This window comes from Candidatus Brocadiaceae bacterium (genome assembly GCA_012728835.1).
Lineage (GTDB): Bacteria > Planctomycetota > Brocadiia > SM23-32 > SM23-32 > JAAYEJ01.
Genome location: JAAYEJ010000080.1, coordinates 1 through 23041, shown reverse-complemented (window position 1 = coordinate 23041; position 23041 = coordinate 1). Strand labels below are relative to the sequence as shown.

At 71.3% G+C, this 23041-nt stretch carries 20 protein-coding genes and 1 riboswitch; of the genes, 14 read left to right on the top strand and 6 right to left on the bottom strand.

All coding sequences use genetic code 11. The features are described from left to right. Positions 1-7: 7 nt before the first annotated feature. Entirely contained in the window at positions 8-2341 is a 2334-nt protein-coding gene (locus GXY85_12785; GenBank protein NLW51697.1) for a flippase-like domain-containing protein, read from the bottom strand. A gap of 209 nt (positions 2342-2550) precedes the next feature. Between GXY85_12785 and GXY85_12780 the strand changes: the two genes are divergently transcribed. Further along, positions 2551-3723 (top strand): glycosyltransferase family 4 protein, encoded by a 1173-nt coding sequence (locus tag GXY85_12780; GenBank protein NLW51696.1) that lies wholly within the window; start codon positions 2551-2553, stop codon positions 3721-3723. On the opposite strand, the gene GXY85_12775 is transcribed toward GXY85_12780, so the two are convergent. Together GXY85_12775 and GXY85_12770 are read right to left on the bottom strand one after the other, a co-directional pair. Beyond that, entirely contained in the window at positions 3698-4813 is a 1116-nt protein-coding gene (locus GXY85_12775; GenBank protein ID NLW51695.1) for a hypothetical protein, read from the bottom strand. The genes GXY85_12780 and GXY85_12775 overlap by 26 nt on opposite strands. A gap of 241 nt (positions 4814-5054) precedes the next feature. Beyond that, a complete protein-coding gene (locus tag GXY85_12770) occupies positions 5055-6002 on the bottom strand; it encodes a glycosyltransferase family 2 protein (protein ID NLW51694.1) in 948 nt (315 codons plus the stop codon). A gap of 167 nt (positions 6003-6169) precedes the next feature. Beyond that, a riboswitch (cobalamin riboswitch) is annotated at positions 6170-6357 on the top strand. 220 nt (positions 6358-6577) lie between these two features. On the opposite strand from GXY85_12770, the gene GXY85_12765 reads away from it, so the two are divergent. The 7 genes from GXY85_12765 (at position 6578) to GXY85_12735 (ending at position 11465) form a co-directional block, all read left to right on the top strand. Beyond that, positions 6578-7327 carry a prepilin-type N-terminal cleavage/methylation domain-containing protein gene (locus GXY85_12765; GenBank protein NLW51693.1) on the top strand — a complete coding sequence of 250 codons (750 nt, stop codon included), beginning with the start codon at positions 6578-6580 and terminating at the stop codon, positions 7325-7327. 3 nt (positions 7328-7330) lie between these two features. Beyond that, a complete protein-coding gene (locus GXY85_12760) occupies positions 7331-7738 on the top strand; it encodes a hypothetical protein (GenBank protein NLW51692.1) in 408 nt (135 codons plus the stop codon). Positions 7739-7805: 67 nt separating this feature from the next. Further along, positions 7806-8708 (top strand): ABC transporter substrate-binding protein, encoded by a 903-nt coding sequence (locus GXY85_12755; GenBank protein NLW51691.1) that lies wholly within the window; start codon positions 7806-7808, stop codon positions 8706-8708. Further along, the gene (locus tag GXY85_12750; protein NLW51690.1) at positions 8705-9508 is read left to right on the top strand and encodes an ABC transporter ATP-binding protein; all 804 of its coding nucleotides are present in this window, start codon (positions 8705-8707) and stop codon (positions 9506-9508) included. Before GXY85_12755 ends, GXY85_12750 begins: the two co-directional genes overlap by 4 nt. Further along, positions 9495-10526 (top strand): iron ABC transporter permease, encoded by a 1032-nt coding sequence (locus GXY85_12745; GenBank protein ID NLW51689.1) that lies wholly within the window; start codon positions 9495-9497, stop codon positions 10524-10526. The genes GXY85_12750 and GXY85_12745 overlap by 14 nt, the downstream gene beginning before the upstream one ends. Positions 10527-10666: 140 nt before the next feature. Then, positions 10667-11074 (top strand): hypothetical protein, encoded by a 408-nt coding sequence (locus GXY85_12740; GenBank protein ID NLW51688.1) that lies wholly within the window; start codon positions 10667-10669, stop codon positions 11072-11074. 22 nt (positions 11075-11096) lie between these two features. Next, on the top strand, positions 11097-11465 hold the full coding sequence (locus GXY85_12735; protein NLW51687.1) for a hypothetical protein: 369 nt from the start codon (positions 11097-11099) through the stop codon (positions 11463-11465). A gap of 6 nt (positions 11466-11471) precedes the next feature. On the opposite strand, the gene GXY85_12730 is transcribed toward GXY85_12735, so the two are convergent. Further along, entirely contained in the window at positions 11472-14567 is a 3096-nt protein-coding gene (locus GXY85_12730; protein NLW51686.1) for a hypothetical protein, read from the bottom strand. Continuing rightward, positions 14564-15256, bottom strand: a complete 693-nt coding sequence (locus GXY85_12725; GenBank protein NLW51685.1) for a phosphatidylserine decarboxylase family protein — start codon at positions 15254-15256, stop codon at positions 14564-14566. The genes GXY85_12730 and GXY85_12725 overlap by 4 nt, the downstream gene beginning before the upstream one ends. 171 nt (positions 15257-15427) lie before the next feature. Between GXY85_12725 and GXY85_12720 the strand changes: the two genes are divergently transcribed. From GXY85_12720 to GXY85_12695, 6 genes are read left to right on the top strand one after another with little or no spacing between them, the layout of a single operon-like run. Further along, positions 15428-15883 carry a septum formation initiator family protein gene (locus GXY85_12720; protein NLW51684.1) on the top strand — a complete coding sequence of 152 codons (456 nt, stop codon included), beginning with the start codon at positions 15428-15430 and terminating at the stop codon, positions 15881-15883. Positions 15884-15930: 47 nt separating this feature from the next. Further along, on the top strand, positions 15931-17187 hold the full coding sequence (locus GXY85_12715) for a glutamate-5-semialdehyde dehydrogenase (protein NLW51683.1): 1257 nt from the start codon (positions 15931-15933) through the stop codon (positions 17185-17187). A 3-nt stretch (positions 17188-17190) separates the two neighbouring features. Further along, positions 17191-18060, top strand: coding sequence for an LpxI family protein (locus tag GXY85_12710; GenBank protein NLW51682.1), 870 nt, complete (start codon positions 17191-17193; stop codon positions 18058-18060). Then, entirely contained in the window at positions 18057-18647 is a 591-nt protein-coding gene (gene rsmD, locus GXY85_12705; GenBank protein NLW51681.1) for a 16S rRNA (guanine(966)-N(2))-methyltransferase RsmD, read from the top strand. Before GXY85_12710 ends, rsmD begins: the two co-directional genes overlap by 4 nt. Beyond that, positions 18640-19581 carry a 4-(cytidine 5'-diphospho)-2-C-methyl-D-erythritol kinase gene (gene ispE / locus GXY85_12700; protein NLW51680.1) on the top strand — a complete coding sequence of 314 codons (942 nt, stop codon included), beginning with the start codon at positions 18640-18642 and terminating at the stop codon, positions 19579-19581. Before rsmD ends, ispE begins: the two co-directional genes overlap by 8 nt. After that, positions 19578-20285: a stage V sporulation protein G gene (locus tag GXY85_12695; protein NLW51679.1), complete on the top strand. Its 708-nt coding sequence runs from the start codon at positions 19578-19580 to the stop codon at positions 20283-20285. The genes ispE and GXY85_12695 overlap by 4 nt, the downstream gene beginning before the upstream one ends. A gap of 27 nt (positions 20286-20312) precedes the next feature. Here GXY85_12695 and GXY85_12690 read toward each other — a convergent pair whose 3' ends face one another. After that, positions 20313-22532: an O-antigen ligase family protein gene (locus GXY85_12690; GenBank protein NLW51678.1), complete on the bottom strand. Its 2220-nt coding sequence runs from the start codon at positions 22530-22532 to the stop codon at positions 20313-20315. Positions 22533-23041 lie beyond the last annotated feature (509 nt).

The window sequence follows — 23041 nt, the reverse complement described above, 5'->3', positions numbered from 1 at the left end:
CGGGCCCTCAGAAGCCGCGCAGCGGCAGCAGCATCCGCACCGCCGGATGCGGCACGGCTTCCATGAGCACCCAGGTGAACCGCGTGCCGAGGCAGGCATAGAACAGCGACCACGCGCCGAGTGCGTAGAAGATCACGCGGAACCGGGGGCTGTCGGCCCATCGCCCGTATGCGCGCACGGCGTACCACGCCAGCAGCGGCGTGAACCCGATGTAGTAGCGGAAGCCGAATGCCGCCCCGGCGAAGTTGGTCGGCGTCCGGAAGCCTGAGTACCAGACCAGGAACAGCATTCCGATCAAGACCGAGAGGGCGGCATACCCGCGCAGGGCTTCTCCCGACGGCCGCGCGAGCCGGCCGCCGGTCTTCCCGCGGCGGGAAGCCCGTGCGGCGTCCCGCAGCTCCGCTGCCAGCCCCGCCGCGCCAAAAAGCAGGATGGGGCTGAGCACGAAGAGCCCCCGCATGCTGAATAGGGTGAGGAGCCAGTAGTCGCTGCGCGGAATATGCCAGGCGTCGGACTCTGTCCTGTGGGTCCAGTAGCTGAAGGGGTAGTCCTTCGTGCCGTGCAACATCTGCACAGGGAGTATGCTGCCCCAGAGGCTGTACTGAATGGCGCAGTGCAGCGCCAGGGGCGGCAGGGCGCCCAGGCCGTAGAAGACGGCGGTCCGCCAGGAGCGCAGGCAGAACAAGATGTAGAGTCCGAACATGACCGAGAAGATGAAACCGTGCCCGACGTCGATGACGGCGGCCAGCCCCATCAGGAAGCCGGCGGCAGAGGCACGCCCGGCAGGGACGACGGGACGGCCCTCGGCCATGCCCAGAAGGAAGAACGCGGCCAGGATGGCCGCAGCCGTGGGGGTGTGGTGGTTAATGGCCGTCGAGTAGGTGAAGAACAGCGTGCCCCCAAAGGCCAGCAGAGCGGCGACGTCTGCCCCTGCAGGGCTCTCCAGCAAGCCGCCGGCCTTCCGGCGGAGTGCGTAGAAGGCCCAAGCACTGGGAAGACCCATGGCCAGGAATGTCAGCAGGAAGACCGCCAGTCCGTTGCTTGGCTCTGTGAACGTGAATCGGGCGCCGAGCGCGTGAAGGCCGGCCGGCACGGCCGCCAGGAGCAGCGTGAGCACGGGCGGTTTGGATGAGTAGAAACGCCCATCCCGGCGATTGTAGACCATGTCGATGAGGTAGCGGGACTGCCGTCCTTCGCGCTCCACGATGGTCTGGGCGTAGCGCGACTCGTTCAAGTGCCACACGCCGCGGGACGCCAGGCTGTCGACCGCTGCCATGCGCGAGAGTTCGTTCTGGCCGTCGACCTGCCCGTCGGTGAAGAGGACCAGCACAATGAGCGCGATGAGCGCGACACGGAGGGCGCGTCTGCGGGCCGTCGGCTCGGCCGGAGCGGGGGGCACCGCGTGGGCGCGACGCACGCGTCCGCTGACGGCGTACACCAGCCCGCCTGCCGCCGAGTGCAAGGAACTCAGCCCGCGCATCACCAGCGCCATGCCGGCGCCCTGTGCGGCCGTCGCGCCCAGATGCGACATGCAGTAGGTGAGCGTCCCCTCCCGCACTCCCAGCCCTCCCAGGGAGACGGGCAGCATCTCCGGCACCCGCAGCAGCGTCGCCAGGCCCGCCGCGCTGCCGGGGCCGAGGCGGAGCCCGAGTGCCCGTGCAACCAGCACCATGCCCACCGCGATGATCAGGTAGAAGAGGACCGACAGCCCGAGGGCGGCAGCGACCACGCCTGGGGCATTGCGGAAGACGTAGAAGCTCTCGATGAGCATGTAGGCCTTCCCGACCACCGCGCCATCGCGGCGTGCCTTCATCCAATCCTTGACCGCGCCTCGCCATGCGGCGTAGGCGATGGCCAGCGCGATGAAGCACCCGCCGCTGACGGCCGCCAGGGCCCAGCGCGCCGGCCCCAGGCCGAGACGATCCAGGAACCTGCTCCACCCAAGCGAGATCCCCAGCGTGGCTGCCAGCACGACGGCCAGCCCTGTGGCGCGCTCGACGATGACCGACGCCGCGGCGTGCGCGAGTCTTGTGCCGTCAAGCCGCAGCTGACGCACCTTCGCTACGTCGCCGCCGATGCTGGTGGGCAGCAGGTTATTGAAGAAGGTGCCAATGTAATACGCCTTCAGAACCTGCCCAAACCCGACGCCGGGAGCATCAGCTCGCAGAAGCAGCCAGAGCTTCAGGGACGAAACGACGATGCCGAGGAAGGGGATGACGACCGCGACGAGCAGGAAGTCCACGCGGGCCTTGCCGACGGCGGCGACAATGCCGCGCAGAGGGACGAAGTGGAACAGCACCGCGAGCAGGGCCAGACCGACCACGGCACGCGCAATCCGCATCAGCGGCTGTCTTCGGGGGTGCTCTTCGTTGCCCATCTGCCCTGTGCCGTGGGCGCATGCGTATTGCGCCAAGCCGTGCGATTCTCAGACCAGGTCCGATCAGAGCTGTCTGCCGGTCGCGAACCTTCCGGGCGACATGCTATCATAACGCCCTCGCTCTGCGCCAATCCACTCGGATGCGAGCCGAGGCCGCTGGTGGGTTCCTGACAATGCGCATACTTGTCCTGAACTACGAGTATCCGCCCATCGGCGGAGGCGGCGGTGTGTCGGCACACGCCCTGGCACGCCAATGGGCGACGAGGCACTCGGTGGACTGTGTCACCTCGGCCTACGGCGACCTGCCCCGCAGAGAATGCATGGACGGCGTGGACGTCTTTCGCGTGCGCACTGTGAGAAGGGCATCGCCCCGTGTCGCCTCCTTTCCCTCGATGGCCGGCTACCTCGCGACGGGGCTTGCCGAGGTGGTCGATCTCGGACGCCGAAGGCGCTACGACGTGATCAATACCCATTTTGCCATCCCGACGGGCCCTCTGGGGCTGATGGCATCTAAGCTGCTCCGCCTGCCCAATGTGCTTTCCATCCACGGAGGCGACATATACGATCCCAGCAAGCGGCTCTCTCCGCACCGGGTCGGTCCGCTGCGCTGGGCCGTGGGCCGCATACTGGACGCGGCCGACAGGGTCGTCGCCCAGTCGTCCGACACCGCCGACCGGGCGTGCAGGTACTACGAATGGCGGGCGGCCGGACGCCTGGGCATAGTCCCGCTGCCGTATTCCCCGCCCCAGCTGGTGGCCGGCCTGCCCGGCAGGGAGGTCCTCAGGCAGCAGTTGGGCCTGCACAGCGATAGGACCTACATGGTGTCGGTCGGGCGTCTTGTGCCCCGGAAGCGCCTCGACGCGATCCTGCGAGCGGTCCCAGCACTGCCGGCCGCATACTGCGCCATCATCGTGGGCTCGGGCCCGGAACTCGAAGGACTGAAGTCACTGGCGGATTCGCTCGGCGTGCGGGACAGGACCATCTTCGCCGGCTACGTGAACGAGACAAAAAAGTACGCTTTGCTCAAGGCATCGGACGTATTCGTGCTGTCGTCGGACCATGAGGGCTTCGGCATCTGCCTGCAGGAGGCGATGGCTGTCGGTCTGCCGATAGTAGCCAGCAGCACTGGCGGACAGACGGACTTGCTCGTGGACGGCCGCAATGCCGTCATGCTGCCGACGAACTCCCCGGAGGCCATCGCGAGCGCGGCCGCCTCCGTCTGCGGCGATCCCGATCTGGCGGTACGAATGGGGGAGCGCAATCGAGTCGATGTCGCCCGGTATGACCCGGGCGCCATTGCCCGGCGTTACGAAGACATCTTCATGCGGGTGTCCCGGCGCCGCTGACGCCGGCGACCAGCCGGACGAAGCGAGCCAGCTCATCACGGCCCGTCTGGCCGCGAAGGCGCAGAAGCTCCAGCGCGGATTCGTCCGCGCCGCGCGCCTCCACGGCCGCCACCTGCTCTTCCAGGGCCCTGGCACTGGCGGGGTCTTCCAGATCGATGCACTGCTCCCCGCAGCCGATGTCCGCCATGCAGGCCCACACCTTGGGCGTGCGGTACTGGAGCCCCACGCAGAGCACTCCCTGCCGGGCGGCGACGATCAATGCGTGCATGCGCATGCTGTAGACCGTCCGTGCGCGACGGACCATCTCGACCAGCGCCGACGGGCTGCTACCGGAGTCGAGGGGCCGACAGAGGACGGCCGGGCCCGCACACTCGCACAGCCGGGAAGCGAAGGCCCGGTCCCGGAGGGGATTGGTGACTGTAACGACCACCGGCAGTCCACGGCGCGCTACAGCTCGGAGCAGACGCACGAGCACCTGCCCGTCTTCCAGGCCCTTCCAGTGCCGCACGACGACCAGGTCGTACTCCGTGGGCATGTCAGGGGGCAGCGACCCCCTCGGCAGCGGGACGCTCCACACGGGGTCGGCCCCGAGAAGGAAGTCACGCACGCCAAGGGACCCGAGGACCTGTGCCGACTCGCTGTCGCGCAGCACGATGCCTGCCGTCCTGCGGGCTGCCGTCCTCACGAGGCCGGCGGCGAGAGACGACCTGAGCGGCCCCACCCCTAGCTCATACCAGAGGACGGGCTTGCCCAGCATCGCGGCCAGTCTCGTCAGCATGGTCCAGACGAGCAGCTGCGATTGCCCGACCACCCGCAGTGTATCCAGGGAGCCCGCGTCGAAGAGGATCCCGCCGCCGCCCAATATCACGGCATCTGCAAGGCGCAGCTTCTTCCACAGCGCCAGGGGACGGCGGGCCTGGAAGGCGTCCACGCCGTACCGCTCGGCGAAGTAGGCGGGATCCGTGGACATCACGTCCAGCCTTGCATCCGGGCAGATCTCCGCAAGCTCCCCCCTGAGCGCGGCGAAGACGAGTTCGTCGCCCTTGTTCTGTCCGTGGTAGGCTCCGGCCAGGAGCAGTCGTCGCCCCATTGTCTTCGTCCCCACTGGCGGCCAGGAGCCTGTCCAGGAACTCGCCCGTGACAGGCCAGTCATCTCGCATCTTCAAGAGGGAACCTGTCGGCACTGAGGCTGCCCGTTCCCGCGTCAATTCATGGACAGGCTCCGAGCCGCCGGCGACCGGGCATCTCCGCCGATGGGTCTCGCATAGCTCGATCGGAGGATGGAAGACACGCGCGTCTGAGCGGTGCCCGCGGTCGGCACGCCGCAGGAATCACGCGCCCGGCTTGCCGGCGTCGCCATCTTCGGCGCCCTCCCTGTGCACGGTGCGGATGCGGTGAGGGGTGCGGCGCTGGGATTCGTAGTAGGTCCGCGTCAGCACCTCCATGATCAAGCCCATCATGACGAACTGGACACCCATTGCCCCGAGCATGACGCTGAGGTACAGCAGCGGGTTCCCGGTCATGTCGAATCCACGGGCGAGCTTCTTGGCGACCACGATGCCCAGGATGCCGATGCCGCAGAGCAGCGTCCACAGGCCCACCGTGCCGAAGAAGTACAGGGGATTGGTGAAGTACTTGAGCATGAACTTGACCGTCACCAGGTCCAGCAGCACGCGGAAGGTCCGGCCCAGGCCGTACTTGCTGCGGCCCGCCGTGCGCGGCCTGTGGCGGACCTCCACCTCCGTGACGCGCCCCCCCACCCAGTGGATCAGCGCCGGGATGAACCGGTGCATCTCGCCGTAGAGCCGGATGTCCTGGAGCACCTCGCGCCGGTAGGCCTTCAGCGAGCACCCGTAGTCGTGCAGCTTCACGCCGGTGATCGCGCTGATCAGGCGGTTGGCGATCCAACTGGGAATCCGGCGGGCCAGGCGGTCCCGCCGCCCTCGGCGCCAGCCGCTCACAACGTCGAAGCCGGACAGGTGCTCGAGCAGAAGGGGGATGTCCCGCGGGTCGTTCTGCAGGTCCCCGTCCAGGGCAACCACCACCTCGCCGCGCGCGGTCTCGAAGCCGGCCGCCATGGCGGCGGCCTGGCCGAAGTTCCGGCGCAGCTCCACCACCACGGTCCGGGCGTCGTCCCCCGCCGCCTCCAGCAGGGCGGCCACCGTGCCGTCCGTGCTGCCGTCGTCGACGAAGATCAACTCGCAGGCGAGCCCCGCCTCGGCCATGGCCGCGGAGATGTCCGCGTAACAGGCGGCGGCGTTGTCGGCCTCGTTGAACATCGGCACAACGATGCTGATTGCGGGCGGATCGTGTGGCTCGGCCGCGGCCAACCGTCGCTCCCTTCGAAGGCGGGCAACTGCGGAACGGCCATCAAGATACGAAAAGGGGCGGGGCGGGCGCAAATCCCGTTGCGCGTTCCTTTGACGGCCGGGGGGGCCGTGTGCTATACCTTGGTGCGTCGGCGAGTGGCCCCCCGTGGGGCCCGGGAAAACGGTGCGAATCCGTTGCGGACCCGCCGCTGTGACCGGGAGCGAACGCCCCCTCAGCGCCACTGTCCCCGGCAGGGGATGGGAAGGCCGGGCAAGTAGCGCAGAACCGGAAGCCAGAAGACCGACTCGCCGGCCAGATGTGCTGTGAATCTCCGGGTCTGAGATGCGCGGCACGGCCGAAGGGTGTTCGTGTACCTGTCGGCCGATGCGGCAGCCCGGCGTTCGCAGCGTCGGGCGCGTCTTTCCGGCCGCCCGGCGACTGCGTGCGACCGCCTGCCGGGGATCGGCGTGGGCCCGTGTGCCCCCGCCCCCCCCGCCGTCCGCCTGCCCCGGGGTGTTCCGAGTCCCGAGAGGGGAGGCGCACGATGCGCCGGCAAGCGTTCACGTTGATGGAGCTTCTGGTCGTCATCAGCATCATCACGATCCTGGCCGGCATGCTCATGCCGGCCGCCGGCCGGGCGATGAACCAGGCCCGCGCGGTGAGCTGTCGCAGCCGCCTTCGCCAGATCGGCGCCGCCGTGCAGCTATACGCCGTCAACCACGCCGGCTACCTGCCCGGCTGCGCGGATTCCGATGGCCGCCAGTTCTTCGGGAAGTTCACGGGCGCCTCGGAGCAGGTCGACTTCACGGCCGGCTATCTGTCGTTCTACGTCGGCGAGGACCCGGACATCTGGCAGTGCCCGTCCACCAGCCACGGCAGTTTCATGCCCCGCGCCGAAGGCCCCTGCACGGGCTACGGGTACAACTACTACTACCTGACCGAGCTGAAGGAGAAGGGCGACTGGTGGGACCCCGACTATGCCTATAGCTGGCAGGGCAAGCACGAGTCCGCCATCTACAAGTTCAGCACGACGATCCTGTTCGCCGACTCGGCCCGCGACTGGATGGGGCCGCTGGAGGAGAACTGGTTCCTGGACCCCACCTCGCAGTGCCTCGCCTGGCCGGGCTGGGAATCGCTCTACGTCCACTTCCGGCACGGAGGGCGCTGCAACGTGCTCTGGGCCGACGGGCACGTGACCTCGATGCCTCCGGATGAGGACACCTGGCCGGTCAACGGGAACAACCTGGGCGTGCTGTGCGATTCCGAGGACATCTACTTCCATCCGGAGAAGTGACCGATGGACCGTCGACGCAAGCACATGGTCGTGGGCGTTCTTGCGGGTCTGGCCGTCGTCGCCGTCTTCTGGGCCGTGCTCGGCGGGGGGGGGCGCGGGCTGCGGCATGTCTCCGGGGAGTCGGCGGACGCCCGGGAGGCGATGGAAGTGATCCGGGCGATCGCCGGGGACCCGACGACCGTGGCCGCCCACATGGTCGCCGGGGCTGCGTCCGGGGTGCAGGAGATGGTGGCCGAGACGGCCGAACGTCTCCAGGAGGCCGAGTCGATCCGATTCGAGGAGGCCGGCTGGCACGGCGGTTACCTGCGCGTGCGCGTGTCCTGGCCGCGCCCCGAGGGCGACCCCCTGACGCGGACGTTTTTCCTGAAGAGCGAAGGCGGACGGCTGCGCATCAGCGGCCTGCAGCTGTAGCGATCCGGCGGCGCGGCCACCCCGGCCGCGTGTCCCGCCGCGCGGTGGGGGGGGGAGGGAGGACACCATGAGAAACCAGGTGTTGCGAACGGCGGCGGCCCTCGTCCTGCTGGCGGGCGCGTGGATGCTGGCCGTGCGGCTGCAGAGGCTTGCGCCCTCGCGGGACGCGTCGGACGGCGGCGACCGGCGCATCGTCTGCATGTCGCCCGCCGTCGTCGAACTGGCCTTCGCCATCGGTGCGGGGGACCGCGTGGTCGGCGTCAGCGCGCACACCATGCACCCGCCGGAGGCGTTGAGCCGGCCTCTGTGCGGCGGGTTCTTCGACCCCAACTACGAGGCGATCCTGTCGCTGCGCCCCGATCTGATCGTCACCCAGGGGAGGGCGGAGGACCTGCAGCGGTTCGCCGGGCACAACGGCATCGCGCTGCTGTCGCTGGACATCGTGGGGCTGGAGTCGATCCTGACCGAGGCCCGGCGGCTGGGCGAGGTGCTGGACTCGCGGGCGGGCGCCGAGCGGCTGTGCGCGGACATCCAGGCGCGTCTGGACGCCGTGCGCGCGCGTGTGGCCGGCCGCCCGCCGGTCTCCGTGCTGCTGGTCACTGCGCGCGAGCCGGGCGCCCTCAACGGACTGCAGGCCGTCGGGCCGGGCGGGTTCCTGGACGATCTGATCGGGTTGGCCGGCGGCGTGAACGTCGTGGCCGATCTGCCGCAGAGCTACGGCCCGGTCAGCAAGGAGATGCTGCTGGCCCGCGGGCCGGCGGTGGTCGTGGAACTGCACGGGGAGGGCGGCGACGCGGAGGCCCTTCTGCGCGAGGCGCGCGCCCTGTGGGCGGGCCTGCCGTCGCTGCCCGCGGTGCGCGACGGGCGCGTCTACGCCATTGAGGCGACCTACGCCATGATCCCCGGGCCGCGGGTGGTCGAGCTGGCCGAGCGTCTGGTCGAGTTCCTGCACGGGGGGGCCGGCCCGTGAACGCGTCCATCCTGGAGGCCCGTGACTGCCGCTTCCGCTACCGGGGCAACGGGTTCCGGCTCGACGGCGTCTCGCTGGCCGTTTCGGCCGGCGAGGTCGTGGGCATCGTGGGCCCGAACGGGTCGGGCAAGAGCACCCTCCTGCGGCTGCTGAGCGGCATCCTGGTGCCGCACGGCGGGGAGGTGCTTCTGGAGGGCCGCCCGATCGGCACGCTCGGCCGCCGGCAGCTTGCGCGCCGGCTCGCCTTCTTGCCGCAGAGCCCCGAGACGTCCTTCCACTTCCGCGTGCGGGAGGTGGTGGCGATGGGCCGCTACCCGCACCTGGGGGCGTTCGGCTTCCCTGGCGAGCACGACGTGGACGTCGTCGAGCGGGCGCTCGTGCAGACCGACACGGAGTCGCTGGCAGCCCGGGTGTTCGCCACGCTCTCGGGCGGCGAGAAGCAGCGCGTGCTCATCGCCAGCGTGCTGGCGCAGGAGCCGGCCGCCATGCTGCTGGACGAGCCGACGGCCGCGCTGGACATCCACCACCGCTCGGACGTGTTCGACCTGCTCTGGCGGCTCTCGCGTTCCGGCATCGCCGTCGTAACGGTCACGCACGACCTGAACGCGGCGAGCCAGTTCTGCGACCGTCTGGTGCTGCTCAAGCAGGGGCGGGTGGCGCGGGCCGGCCGCCCGGCCGAGGTGATGGACGCGCGCCTGCTCTCGGATGCGTACGGCGCCGACGTGCGGATCGTGGACAACCCGATCACGTCCGGCCCCATGGCCATCGTCCCCGGGAGGGCGGCGCATGAGGCGACCTGACGGCTACCTGACCGCCCGCCGGTTCTGGACGTTGTGCGTCGCGGCGGCCGTCGTCTGGCTTGCCGGGGGCCTGGCGTGCCTCTTCTGGGGCCAGATGGCCATCCCGCCGTCCGAGGTGGTGGCCGTTCTGCGCGGCCGGGCCGTCTCGGAGGAGGCGCGCAGCGTCGTCCTGATGCTGCGTGTGCCGCGCGTGCTGCTGGCGCTGCTGGCGGGCGGCGCCCTGGCAGTGGCGGGCGCCGTGTTCCAGGCGCTTCTGCGCAACCCGCTGGCCACTCCGCACACGCTGGGCGTGTCGGCCGGCGGGGGGCTGGGCGCGGTGACGGCCATCGCGCTCGGCGTGCGCGGGCCGTCCATCGGGCCGCTGACGCCCGTGCAGTTCTTCGCCCTGCTCGGGGCGATGGCCATCGTGGGCATCATCTATGTCCTGGCGCGCCGGCGCGAGGCGTTCGCGCCGCTGAAGCTGCTCCTGGCCGGCGTCACGCTGGGGATGATCTGCTCGGCGCTGACGATGTTCGTGCGCTTCGCCGCCGAGCCGCAGAAGCTGGTCGTGGCCGACCGCTGGCTCATGGGCGGGCTCAGCGTGCACGGGTTCGGCAGCGTGGCGGCGATCCTGCCCCTGCTGGTGCCGGGCGTGGCCTTCCTGATGGACCTGGCCGGACCGCTCAATCAGCTCAGCATGGGGGAGGAGGTGGCGGCGGGGCGCGGGGTGGACGTGGCGGCCCTCCAGGCGCGGGCCTTCCTGGTCGGCTCGGTGCTGACGGCGGCCGTCGTGTCCGTGGCGGGCCCCATCGGATTCGTGGGACTCATCGTGCCGCACCTGGTGCGCGGCCTGTTCGGGCCGGACCACCGCACGTTGCTGTCTCTGTCGTTCTTCGGAGGCGGCCTCTTCCTGGCTGCCGCCGACACGGTCGCCCGCTCCGCGTTCGCGCCGTCCGAACTGCCCGTCGGCGTGCTGACGGCCATGATCGGCGGCCCGCTGTTCCTGGTGCTGCTCGTTTCCCTGACGCGGTACCGTTGATCGAGCTTGCTTGAATCCGGCGCGATGTCCGCTATGCTGGCGGCGTCCGAGGGGCGGATTTGGGGGCTTGACGGGCGCCGGAGGCGTGATAGAGTGAGATCGGTGCAGAGACGGAACGGACCATTTGCGGAGGCTCGGGGATGAAGAGAGCATGGGGTCTTGCAGGGCTGGCGTGCGTCGTCCTCGTGGCGGCCGCCGGGTGCCACTACGGGCGCCAGTGGTCGGTATCGAACGTGCAGGGCACCGTCCTGGCGGCCGACCGGACCGCCGCCCTTCAGGAGGGCGTGACCACCGTCGAGGAGGTTGTGGGGGCGTTCGGCAGTCCGGACCGGCGCGAGAGGTTCGACGACGGACGCGAGGTGCTCACCTACGTCTACGGGCGGACCGTGCGCGTGAAGAAGCGGTTCATGTTCGTGATCGGCTGGACGTCTGAGACGAGGCGGGAGACGCACTACTACTTCGAGTTCCGGAACGGGCTGCTGGTGCGCCGGTGGGAGCAAGAGGAGGTGGCGGTCTCCACAGGGCCCGGAACGGACGAGTCCGCGTGATCGCCCGCATGGAGGGATTGTGATGCGAGGAACGGCGAGGCTGGTGTGTGCGGCGTGCGTGGTTCTGCTGGCGACGACGGGGTGCCTGGTCGTCCGCGAGCGCACCGTGGCCGAGCGGGGCGGGGCCGTGGCCACCGAGCGGCTGGTGGTGCTCCAGGAGGGCACGACCAGTGTGGACGACGTGGTGCGTGCGTTCGGGGCGCCCGATCAGCGGGTACGTTTCGACGACGGGCGCGAGGTGCTCACGTACGTCTACGAGCGGACGGTGCGTTCCGAGCTGGGCGTGATCTTCCTGCTCGGCTGGCGGTCGCAGAGGAAGCGGATCACGCGGTACTCCTTCGAGTTCCAGGACGGCCTTCTGGTGCGGCGCTCGGAAGAGGAGGTGCTCTGAGCGCATTCAGCCCATCGCCTGCGTGACCAGGTAGGCGGCCAGGCCGGCGAAGACGGCCGCCAGGCCGAACTTCGTCAGCGCCAGGTGCCGGCGGAAGAGCGCGGTGAGCCGCTCGGACGTGAGCCCGAACACGACGGCCGTGAAGACGACGACCAGCGGCAGGATGAAGATCACGTTGTAGAGCACCAGCCATCCGAAGGCTCCCCACCGGGCCTGCGGCATGTGCCGCAGCGCGATGACGATCGGCAGGTAGACCCAGCCCGTGCACGGGAACTCCAGCAGCGCCACGACCGCCCCCAGCGTCGCCGTCGCCGCCAGCGTCAGACCCATGCGCGTCCGGCGGGAGATCGTCAGGCGGATCCGGCTGCGGATGCCCTCCGGAAGCGACAGCGTCAGATCCGTCGCGTGCCCCCGCAGGCAGCGCACGCCGTCCCGAAGGCTCAGCGCCGCGGCGGTGAGTGCCAGCGCCGCCATGACGGCGTGAATCGGCCCGGACCACGCGTCCGCAGCCTGCGCCGCACCCAACAGGGCCACCCCGATGCCCAGGTAGGTCACGAACACGGCCGCCGTGTAGACGGCGCCGACCTGCACGATCTGGCGGCGTCCGCGGCCCACGTGGGCCAGGTAGGACAGGAAGAAGATAATGACCGTGAACGCACAGGGGTTGAAACCGTCCGCCAGCGCGGCCGAGACGATCAGGACGACGCCGAGGTCGCCGTAGGTCTCCTCGATCACGGCGCGGCCGTCGTCCGGCTGCCCGAAGGCCTCGATCGGCGACGGCAGGCCCCGCCCGTCGTGGGCCAGCTCGGACAGGGCCGAGAGCGTGATCTCCGACCCGACCAGGCCCCCCCGCGAGGAGAACACCGACGGGGCCACGAAGCGCTGTTCGCGGGGCACTCCCAGGCCCTCGCAGATGGCCGCGTTCAGCACCGCCGCAGACTCCGACAGGCCCAGGTCGAACGCCTCGATCGCCACGTCCGGGTGCAGGCGCCGCAGGTCCTCGAAGAGCGCCTTCACGCGCAGACACTCCGGGCAGCCCGGGCGGTCGAAGTAGACCAGACGCACGGCGCCGGGGGCGGATTCCGGATGGGGGTGCAGTCGCGCCGTCGTCGGCCCGGCGGCCGGGGCGGGAGCCGCCCGGCGCAGGGCCTGCCGTTCGGCCGGCGTGACCTCCAGGCCGGCGCGCCGATAATGCTCGGCGATTCGAACGAGATAGTCCACGCGGTTCGTCGGCGACTCCGCGCCGATGGCGGCCGGGAGGGCGCTGCGCAGCAGGCGCTCGGCCTGGTCCTCGCCCAGGCCGCCGCCGAGTTGGATCATGCGCAGGAGGTTCGCCGCCCGCACGCCCGGCGACCGGACCTGCCCGGCGGCCGCCAGCGCCAGGTCCGCGTAGTCCGGGCCGGACATCTGGCCGAACAGATCGCCGATGACGTCGTCGCGGCAACTGGCGCAGGAGACGTCGAGGGCGGCGGCGACGGCGCCGACGGCGGCGTCGTGCGCCGCCCGCCGGTCGCCGAGCCGGTCGAACGTCAGCGCCGCCTCCCCGAGCACCTCGGAGCGAACGGCGGGCGGGAGTTCGGCGCTGCGGGCGGCGACGGCCGCCAGCGTGCCGCGCGCCTCCTCGGTCCGTCCCAGCGCGACCATTCGGCCGGCGAGCGCCGTGGAGAGCATCAGGCGCTCGGGCAGGCCGGCGATCCGCTCCAGGGCACGCCGGGCGGGTGCAAGGGCGGTGCCCGAGGTCGCGGAGGTCAGCGCGGCGCGGCCGACCGCCAGCAGGGCGGCGTCGCGTCGGATCGCGTCGCCGATCGCCTGCGTCAGGTCCAGGGCCGCGTCGCACTCGCCTCTTCCGGAGAGATCCCGCGCATACTGCGAGAGCACCGCATCGCGGAGCGCATCGGGCCGGAGGCCGTCGATCCGGGCCGGATTCGGCGGCTCCCCCCAGGCGCGAGCGAAGGCGAGCGCAAGGCCGTCCGGGCCCGCGGGGCCGGCCGTTCGGAGCGTCTCGGCGTCCAGTTCGCCGGCGCAACGGACGGCCTCGGCATAGCGTCCGGCCTCGCTGTGGGCGAGGGCGAGCCGGAGCATCTGCTCGTTGCGCCGGCGGGGGTCCGGCGTCTGCGTGAGCAGTGCGATCGCCTCGTCCGGCCGCCCGGCGGCCGCCAGCAGCGGGGCCAGCCGGTCGCGGACGCTGGCGGCGCGCAGTTCATCCGCGATGGCCGGGAGCGCGCGGAGCGCCTCCGCACGCGCGGCGTCGGCCACCTGGGGCCGCGCGGCCGCGTCGGCAACGGTCAGGGCCGCCATCGCGCGGTTGTGCGGATCGGCGAGCGTGCCGGCGGCGGCCAGGGCCTCGGTGAGGATGCGGTCGGCCTCGGCCGGGTCGTCGGTGCCGGCCGCGATCCTGACCAGGAGCGGGGCGCGGGACTGCGCGTCCTCGACGGTCCGGGCGATCGTCAGGGCGGCATCGGGCCGCGAGGCGGCCAGGCAGGCGTCGGCGGCCCATTCCAGCAGCACGGCCCGGGCCAGGGGGCTGTCGGCCGCACGGGCCGCCTCGGCGGCCGCGCGGATGGCCGCCTCCCAGTCTGCGGGCCGTCCGGCCAGGCTGTAGACGTCTGCGATGCGGACAAGTGCTCTGGCGGCGTCGCCCGGGGCGGTCATCTCGGCGGCCCTGAGGCGGGCGGCGTCGAGCGCGCGGAGGGCGCCTGCGGTGTCCGCGGATTCCAGCAGTTCGCGGGCGCTGAGGCAGTGCACGTGCACGGCGTCCGGCAGGTAGGCCATGGCGGCGGCGATCTCGGCCGCGCGGGCGTGCAGTCCGGAGCGGGCGCAGGTTTCGGCCGTCTCGAGCAGCGCCTGGCGGGCCAGCGGCGTCTCGGCGGAGGCGCGCTCGGCGGCTGCCACGGCCTCCAGTGCCCGGTCCGTCAAGCCGGCGTCGGCAAAGCCCCGGGCGGCGGTGAGGATGGACCGGCACCGGGCGTAGGGGTCCGACAGGGATTGCGCGGTTCGGAACGCGGCGTCCAGGATGGGGTCGGCGGCGGCCGGGGCGATGGACACAACGGCCAGCGCCAGCAGGGCTGCGCGTATCGCCGGAGGTCGGTGGCGGCCGGTCATGTGGTTTCGGTGGACGGGGCTGCGGGGTCGTCGAGCGGCTCGGTGGGGCGGGAGGCCAGGACGGTGAGCCCGGCCTTCACGCGGTCGCCCGGACGCACGGCGACCCGGTAGGCGTCCGCCAGCGGGAGGTAGAGTTCCACGCGGCTGCCGAACTTGATCATGCCCAGGCGCTGCCCGCGCGCCAGTTGCGCGCCCACCTGGGGCTCGCAGACGATGCGCCGGGCGATCCTGCCCGCAATCTGGTTGACGAGGATGCGGCGTCCGCCGGCGAGCTGGAGCCCGATCAGGTTGTGTTCGTTCCGGCAGGCCCGGCGGTCGCGCGCGTCGTGGAATGCGCCCGGGTGGTAGCTGATCCAGCCGACGCCCGCGTCGGCCGGCGAGCGGTTCACATGCACGTTGAAGACGGACATGAAGACGCCGATCCGGACCGCCCTCCCGTCGAGGAAGCCCGGCGCGTCCACCTCCTCGACGTCGCGCACGGTCCCGTCGGCCGGGCTGAGCAGGTCCTCCGGGCCACAGCGGGCGTTCCGTTCCGGATCGCGGAAGAACCAGAGCATCCAGAGCCACAGGATCGCGGCGACGACGGCGAGCGGCGGGAAGAGCCAGAGCCCCGCGGCGGCCGCGGCGGCCAGCAGCGCGGTGCCCGTCAGCAGGGTGCCGGTGCCGTATCGGGCCAGGGGGATGCGCATGGGTCCGCCGATCGTGCGAGAGGCTGCTTGGAGGATGTCAGGCAGTATTCCACATGGCGGGCGGGCTGTCAAATCGCCGGCCCCGGGGGCCCGCATCGGCCAGTCCTTCGCGCCGGCTTCGGTTGCAGTGTATCATGTGCGGGCGAGCGTGTGCCCGATCGGGAGGGACGGATGGGTGTCTTCTCGGCCAGGACGTTCTGGCTGCCGGTGCTGGTGACGACCGTCGTGGCGGCATTCTTCGGCGCGGTCCTTGCCCGGGGCGGGCGCGTGCTGGACGGCATGCTGGCGCGGCAGGCCCGGCTGGAGGAGAGGCTGCTGCAACTGGAGCACGAAGTGCGCCTGGCCCAGGCCGAACGGGACGCCCTGATGAATTCGCCCGAGGCCATCGAGGCGGTGGCCCGGGTGGACCTGGGCTTCGTGGCGCCGGGCGAACAGGTGATGGAGTTCGACGACCTGCCGGCCGGGCCCACGCCCGTCCGCGCCCCCGAGCGCCCGAGGCCGGCCTGGCGGACCGTTCTGACGTGGCAACACCTGCCCCTGGCTCTGCCGGGGGCGGCGTTCGTCCTGGCCGGGTTCACGTTCGCCGCGGCGAATATCGCGGCTGCGCTCCGGCGCCGGCGTGCGTGAGGCGCCGGGGCCGCGGCCGGCCCCCGAGGATGTGAGGTACGAGACCGATGGATATCGCGGCCTACGTGAATGGACTGACTCAGGCGGCCCGGGCGGCCTCGGCCTCGGTGGCCCGGGCGACGACGGCCGAGAAGGACGCCGTGCTCGAGCGCCTGGCGTGCCTCCTGCTCGAGGAGCGCGGGGGACTGAAGGCCGCCAACGCGAAGGACCTGCAGGCCGGCCGCGACGCCGGCCTCTCGGCGGCCATGCTCGACCGGCTGGATCTGTCCGACTCGCGCATCGAGGCCATGGCCGCCGCCGTCCGAAAGGTGGCCGCCCTGCGCGACCCGGTCGGGCGGATCATCGACGGATGGACGCTGCCCAACGGGCTGACCGTGGACAAGGTGCGCGTGCCGATCGGCGTGATCTGCATGATCTACGAATCGCGCCCCAACGTGACGGCCGACGCCGCGGCGCTCTGCCTGAAGAGCGGAAACGCCGTCATCCTGCGCGGGGGAAAGGAGGCCATCCATTCGAACGTGGCCATCCACAACCTGATCGCCCGCGCCTGCGAGGAATCGGGCATCGACCCGGCGGCCGCCCAGATGGTCCAGACGCCCGACCGCGCGGTCGTGGCCGAACTCCTGCACGCCGATGCCTGCGTGGACCTGGTCATCCCCCGCGGCGGCAAGGGGCTGATCCGCATGGTGGTCGAGAACTCGACCATCCCCGTCATCAAGCACTACGAGGGGGTCTGCCACACCTACGTGGACGCCGGCGCGGACCTGGACATGGCCGTCTCGATCTGCCACAACGCCAAGTGCCAGCGCCCGGGCGTCTGCAATGCCATGGAGACGCTCCTGGTCCACCAGGACATCGCCGAGGCGTTCTGGACGAAGATGCGGCCCGTCTTCGAACGCGAAGGGGTGGAACTGCGCGGGTGCGAGGAGTGCTGCGGCAGGTTCCCGGGCATGAAGCGGGCCACGGTGGAGGACTGGACGGCCGAGTACCTGGACCTGGTCCTCTCGGTGCGCATCGTGCGGAACGTCCGGGAGGCGATCGAGCACATCAACCGCTACGGCTCCCACCACAGCGATGCGATCGTGACGCGCGATCTGGACAGCGCGCGCCGGTTCGTCGACGAAGTGGACTCGGCGGCCGTGTTCGTCAACACCACCACGCGCTTCAACGACGGCGAGCAGATGGGCCTGGGCGCCGAGATCGGCATCAGCACCGACAAGCTCCACGCACGCGGTCCGATGGCGCTGGAGGAACTGACCACCTACAAGTGGCGCGTCACGGGCCGCGGCCAGTTGAGGACCTGAGCGATGGGCGAGGCGCAGGACAGCGGGTCGAGCCGGTGCATGGGCATCCTGTGCGGGGGCGGGCTGCTGCCGCTGCGCGTGGCCGAGTCGTTGCGCGCCAGGGGCGTGCGCGTCGTGGCCATCGGCATCGAGGGGGAGGCGGACGCAGCGCTGGAGGCGGCCGCCGACGAGACCTACTGGACCGGGCTGGCCAAGCTGGGGCGCTGGATTGCGATCCTGCGCAGGTGCGGTGCCCGCGAGATGCTCCTGTGCGGCTCGATCCGCAAGGGGCGGATGTTCGGGTGCAAGGCCGCCCTGCTGCCGGACTGGCGCAGCGTGAAGATGTGGTACAGCCGGCTGGCCAGCAAGGGCGACCACACGATCCTGGGCGCCCTGGTGGATGAGTTCGAGCGGGAAGGCATTCGCGTGCGCAGTGTGCCGGAGTGCTGCCCCGACCTGCTGTCCAGCCCCGGCCCCGTCACGCGCCGCGCCCCCACGCGCGCCCAGTGGGCCGACATCCGCTACGGCTGGCCCCTGGTCAAGCAGATCGCCGCCATGCAGATCGGCCAGTGCATCGTCGTGAAGGAATGCGCGGTGATCGCCGTGGAGGGCATCGACGGCACCGACGCGACGCTCGAACGCGGCGGGACGCTGGCCCGCAAGGGAGCGGTCGCCGTCAAGGTGGCCAAGGAAGGCCACGACGACCGCTTCGACATCCCCTCGATCGGGCCGGACACGGTGGACGTGCTCGAACGGTCCGGCGTGGCCGTGCTCGCCATCGAGGCCGGGCGGACCATCCTCCTGGACGCGGCCGAGGTTGCCGCCCGCGGCGATCGGGCGGGCGTCTGCATCATCGCCGTCGGGCCCCGCGAGATCGAGGAGGTCGGCCAGTGAGGATCATCGCCGGCACGGCGCGTGCCACAAGGCTGCAGTCCCTTCCCGACCCGGCGCTTCGGCCGATGCTGGACCGCGTCAAGGAGCCCCTTTTCGCGATTCTGCGCCACCTGCTCGAAGACGCCCGGGTACTGGACCTCTTCAGCGGCAGCGGCGCGCTTGGCCTGGAGGCGCTCAGCCGGGGGGCGCGGAGTTGCGTGTTCGTCGAGCAGGACGGCGCGCTGGTCAGGCTGATCGGCCGCAATGCCGAACGGTGCCGCATGACGGACCGCTGCGAGATCGTGCGCGCGGATGCGCTGGCGTTGAGCCCTCTGCCGTATCGGATCGAGGGGGTGCCGGCGGACATCGTGCTTGTCGATCCGCCGTATGCGCTGGTGGACGAGGAAGCGGGCCGCCGGCGGCTCTTCGGCGTGCTGGAGGCGCTGGTGGGCGGTTGGATCCGCCCGACGGCGGTGCTCGCGCTCCACCATCGGCCGATGGAACCCGCCGGGTGGCCGAGCGAGCGCTTCGCGGAGTGGGACCGCCGCGTCTACGGCCACAGCCAGCTCACGTTCCTGGAAGTGTCGCAGGAGGCGGCGGATGAGTGAGCGCCTCCCGGGCGGGCGCACGCTGCGTGTGCACGCGCCGGCCAAAGTGAACGTGTACCTGGAGGTGCTCGGGCGCCGCCCGGACGGCTATCACGAGATACGCACCGTGATGCAGGCCGTGAGCCTGTGCGACGAGGTCGAGTTCGCACCCCGGGCGGACGCCGACGTTGTGCTCTCCTGCGACCACCCCGGCCTGGGCGAGGCGGACGAGAACCTGGTCGTGCGGGCGGCCCGGGCCCTGCAGGCCCGCTGTGGCGTGCGGCGGGGGGCCGAGATCCGGCTCCGCAAGCGCATCCCCATCGGGGGCGGGCTGGGGGGAGGCAGTTCGGACTGCGCGGTCACGCTGTTGGCCCTGTCGCATCTGTGGGGGCTGGGGCTCTCCGTCGACGCCCTGGAGGGCCTGGCGGGGGAGCTGGGCTCGGACATCCCGTTCTTCGTCCGGGGAGGCACCGCGCTCTGCGAGGGCCGTGGCGAACGGGTGACGCCGCTGGAGTGCCCGGCGCCGATGCACTACGTTCTGGTGACGCCCGCCTGCCACAGCGCCACGGGCCGGGTCTACGCGTGCTGGCGGCACGGCTTGACAGACTGCGCGCAGGCGCGTAAGAATGTACTGGAGGCCCTGCGAACAGGGAACGCCGTTCTGCTGGCGGCTTCGCTGCGCAATGACCTGCAGGAAACGGCGTTGGCGCTGCAGACGGAACTACGGCAACTGTGGGAGAGACTGAGCGAGGCCGGCGAGGGCGACCGCCGCCGAGGCGCGATGTTGACGGGCAGCGGTTCCGCCTTTCTGGTCGTCGCCGGGGGGGAGAGCGAGGCCGTGCATACGGCAAACCGGCTCACCACCGCACTGGGCACGCCCTGCCATGCGGTGCGCAGCATGCCTGCCTGGAACGGCTCCATTCTGTCGCTGACCTGCGGAAGGGGACATCGTTGAATATCACTGAGGTGCGCGTGAAGCTGATGCGCAATCGGTCCGACCGGCTGCGGGCCTTTTGCAGCATCACCATCGACGGGGATTTCGTCGTCCATGACCTGCGAGTGATCGAAGGGCGCAAGGGCCTGTTCGTGGCCATGCCCAGCCGGAAGCTTACGGACAACTGCCCGGGGTGCGGCGGCAAGAACGAGCTGCGGGCCGCGTTCTGCGGGGAATGCGGCAAGCGCCTCGGCCAGGACAGGGCCGACAAGGCTACCGAGAAGTCGCACGTCGACGTCGCCCACCCCATCAACACCCCGTGTCGGGAGACGCTCCAGGAGACCGTTCTGGCCGCCTACCGGGACGTCGTGGCGGGGGCGCGGGACGAGACCCTCGACGAGGAGCCTCTCTCCGACGAGGTGGACGAGTCGCCGGAGGAGACCGACGAGAGCCCCTGGGAGGAGCCCGAGGAGGAAGCGGCCCGCCCGGTCCTGGACGTCTTCGAGGACGATCCGCCCTCGGCCGCCGTGTCGGACGAACCGGCGCCGTGCGCCGGGGATCTCGAACCGGACGACGAATCGGCCGTTCGCGAGCCCGAGCCCGAGCCCGAGCCGGACGAGGAGCCCGAAGAGGCCCCCGCAGAGAGCCCCAGCGCCGGGAGTCCGTCGCGACCGCGGTCCCGCGCGGACAGGAAGCGGGGCGGGTTCGGCGAGGGCATCCTCTGAGCGTCCGGGAGTCCGCGTCGGGGCCGTTCAGCGGTCCGTGCCGGCGGGCGCGTCGTCGGGCCAGATTTCGGGGAACATCCGCCGCAGGCGGGCGGCCAGCGCGGGGCGGTCCGCCGTGTCGTAGCGGGCTTCCAGCGCCCGGACCTCGTCGGCCGCCTCGTACGTGCCCCGTCCCAGGTCCTCCCGCTGGAAGCGCTGGACGCGGTTCATCAGCTCGCGGGCGGCGGCCGCGTGCCCCATCTGGACGTACAGGTTCAGCAGGCGGTGCACTTCGTCGGTCTCGGGGATGTCCCGGATGATCCAGTGGCGCCGGAGCGAGAGCCGGGGCAGGACGTGCGCTTCGAGCGCGCGCGTTGCCTCCGCCGGGTCGACGCGGGCCAGCAGGTCGTAGCCCGCCATGTCGTGCGGGGCACGGGCGATGTACTCGGCCAGTTCCGCCCGTGCGGCGTCCGCCCGGCCCAGGTTCAGGTGGCATTCGGCCAGCAGCAGGCGGGTCTTCTGGAACTCGGGCACGGTGCGCTGGACCTCCTGAAGCCTGTCGCGGGCCTCCGCCCACCGCTCCTGACTGGTCAGGAACCACCCGGCCGTGTAGTCGGCGTTGATGATCTGGTCGGGCCACAGGAAGCGCGGCCGGCTGGCGTCCACCGCGGCCACGAACTCGGCGAAGCGCTTCTCCTGTCCGTCCTTCTCGTGCAGGCGCCTGTGCGCGATGTGGGCCTGGTGGTAGGAGACCATCGCCGCGTAGCCGCCGAGCGCCCACTCCCACCAGAACCAGCCCACGCCGGCGGCCACCGCCAGCAGGGCGATCCATCCCGCCACGGTGCGCGGCGCCTGCCCGGCCGCGGGCGCCGGGGCCGGTTCCGTCCGCCAGTGGCGGGCCGAGGCCAGCACGCCGAGCAGGAGCCACTGGTTCGCGGCGAAGCTCCAGTTCATGGGCGCCTTGCCGAAGGCGCTCTGCACGATGAACGTGAGCGAGCCGGCCCAGAGCGCGTATCCCGGGAGGCGCTCGCGCAGGGGACGCGTCCGCAGGGCGCGGAAGGCGACCGTCAGCGCGCAGGCCAGGATCGCCAGGTAGAGGCCGAGTCCCACCGCGCCCTGTTCGGCCGCGATCCGCGCGAACTCGTTGTGCGGGTGCGTCGTCTGGATGTCCTTCAAAAAGGGCAGCTCGCGGGCCAGCGGCGGGAAGAAGCGCGCATGGACGGCGGGGAACGTGCCCATGCCCCAGCCGTGGACCGGCCTGCGGGCGAACATCCGCCCGGCCGCCATCCAGTCGATGACCCGCAGATGCGTCGTGCGGTGCGGAGAGAGCAGCGCCCGGGCGGTGCCCGTCCACAGGCGGTCCGATGCCAGCAGGGCGACGGCGGCCCCGAGGCCGAGGACGACGACGAGTGCGGCCAGCCGCTGCTGCGCGCGCCGGGGCAGGAAGCAGGCCAGGTAGGCGGCCCCGCCGACGGCCGCCGCGATCAGGCCGGCCAGCGACCCGGCCGTCAGGAAGACGAACCCCAGAACCGCCAGGACGGCCGCCGTGCCGGCCGCGAGCAGAGCGGCCTGTCGGGCACGGGGGCGTTCGGCCGACACGCGTCCGGCGGCCAGCCCGATGGCCGTCAGGCCCGCCGTCAGGAGGAGCGCGGAGCCGAAGTTGCAGTTGCTGTAGAAGATGGCGCGCTTGAGGAAGACGTAGCGGAGCGTCAGGGCACGGCCCGCCGGCGGCTCGACCCCGCCGCCCAGATAGGAGGCGACGATGATGACCGTCTGCAGCGCGGCCTCGGCCACGGCGCATACGACGAAGACCCGCGCAACCGTCCGCCACCGACCCGGCCGGCCGCACAGGAAGTAAGCGGCGATGCAGAGAACGTAGAAGGGCAGTTCCCGGATGAAGTAGGCGCGGGTGCCGTAGGGCCATGCCGACCAGAAGCAGGACAGGCCGGCCCATGCCGCGTAGCCGGCCACCAGCGCGGGGAACAGCAGGGGCGGCCGCGGGCGGGCGGCCTCCGACGCCTCGTGCGGCCTCGGCCGGCGGACGGCGGCGCAGATCAGCAGGGCCGCCGCCAGCGTCTGCAAGGCGAAGTACTGCGGCCAGGACGGCAGGAAGGGGTAGATGTGCCACAGGGCGTCGTACAGCCGACGTGCGTGCGCGGCCATCCAGTCGTGCATGGCCGGCGACAGCCAGATCACCGGCAGCATGCTGGCCGGAAAGCAGGCCAGCAGAAGAAGATAGCACAATCGGGCGGCGGACGGTTTCTTCATGGCGTACACGTTCGCAGGAGTATAGCAGCCGCCGGGTACCGCCGGCAACAAGACGGGGGGGGCGCGTGCGCACGACGCCCGGGACCCCGCTGGAGGGGCACGCTCCGTCGTGCCCGCTCTCGCAATGACCGGCCGCTCGCCATCCCCGGCCGCGACGGAGCGCGGCCCTCCACTTGCACGCCCGGTTCACGCCGTTGGAGGGGCACGCTCCGTCGTGCCCGCTCCTGCAATCACCGGCCGCTCGCCATCCCCGGCCGCGACGGAGCGCGGCCCTCCACTTGCACGCACGGTTCACGCCGTTGGAGGGGCACGCTCCGTCGTGCCCGCTCCTGCAATCACCGGCCGCTCGCCATCCCCGGCCGCGACGGAGCGCGGCCCTCCACTTGCACGAACGGTTCACGCCGTTGGAGGGGCACGCTCCGTCGTGCCCGCTCCTGCAATCACCGGCTGCCTGCCATCCCCGGCCGCGACGGAGCGCGGCCCTCCACTTGCACGGACGGTTCACGCCG

Coding starts and splice junctions, on each gene's coding strand:
- GXY85_12715 (NLW51683.1), top strand. CDS start 15,931: ATGGATATCGCGGCCTACGTGAATGGACTGACTCAGGCGGCCCGGGCG.
- GXY85_12770 (NLW51694.1), bottom strand. CDS start 6,002: ATGTTCAACGAGGCCGACAACGCCGCCGCCTGTTACGCGGACATCTCC.
- GXY85_12710 (NLW51682.1), top strand. CDS start 17,191: ATGGGCGAGGCGCAGGACAGCGGGTCGAGCCGGTGCATGGGCATCCTG.
- GXY85_12775 (NLW51695.1), bottom strand. CDS start 4,813: ATGGGGCGACGACTGCTCCTGGCCGGAGCCTACCACGGACAGAACAAG.
- GXY85_12755 (NLW51691.1), top strand. CDS start 7,806: ATGAGAAACCAGGTGTTGCGAACGGCGGCGGCCCTCGTCCTGCTGGCG.
- GXY85_12760 (NLW51692.1), top strand. CDS start 7,331: ATGGACCGTCGACGCAAGCACATGGTCGTGGGCGTTCTTGCGGGTCTG.
- GXY85_12720 (NLW51684.1), top strand. CDS start 15,428: ATGGGTGTCTTCTCGGCCAGGACGTTCTGGCTGCCGGTGCTGGTGACG.
- GXY85_12785 (NLW51697.1), bottom strand. CDS start 2,341: ATGCGGATTGCGCGTGCCGTGGTCGGTCTGGCCCTGCTCGCGGTGCTG.
- GXY85_12745 (NLW51689.1), top strand. CDS start 9,495: ATGAGGCGACCTGACGGCTACCTGACCGCCCGCCGGTTCTGGACGTTG.
- GXY85_12690 (NLW51678.1), bottom strand. CDS start 22,532: ATGAAGAAACCGTCCGCCGCCCGATTGTGCTATCTTCTTCTGCTGGCC.
- ispE (NLW51680.1), top strand. CDS start 18,640: ATGAGTGAGCGCCTCCCGGGCGGGCGCACGCTGCGTGTGCACGCGCCG.
- GXY85_12740 (NLW51688.1), top strand. CDS start 10,667: ATGAAGAGAGCATGGGGTCTTGCAGGGCTGGCGTGCGTCGTCCTCGTG.
- GXY85_12780 (NLW51696.1), top strand. CDS start 2,551: ATGCGCATACTTGTCCTGAACTACGAGTATCCGCCCATCGGCGGAGGC.
- GXY85_12735 (NLW51687.1), top strand. CDS start 11,097: ATGCGAGGAACGGCGAGGCTGGTGTGTGCGGCGTGCGTGGTTCTGCTG.
- GXY85_12725 (NLW51685.1), bottom strand. CDS start 15,256: ATGCGCATCCCCCTGGCCCGATACGGCACCGGCACCCTGCTGACGGGC.
- GXY85_12765 (NLW51693.1), top strand. CDS start 6,578: ATGCGCCGGCAAGCGTTCACGTTGATGGAGCTTCTGGTCGTCATCAGC.
- GXY85_12730 (NLW51686.1), bottom strand. CDS start 14,567: ATGACCGGCCGCCACCGACCTCCGGCGATACGCGCAGCCCTGCTGGCG.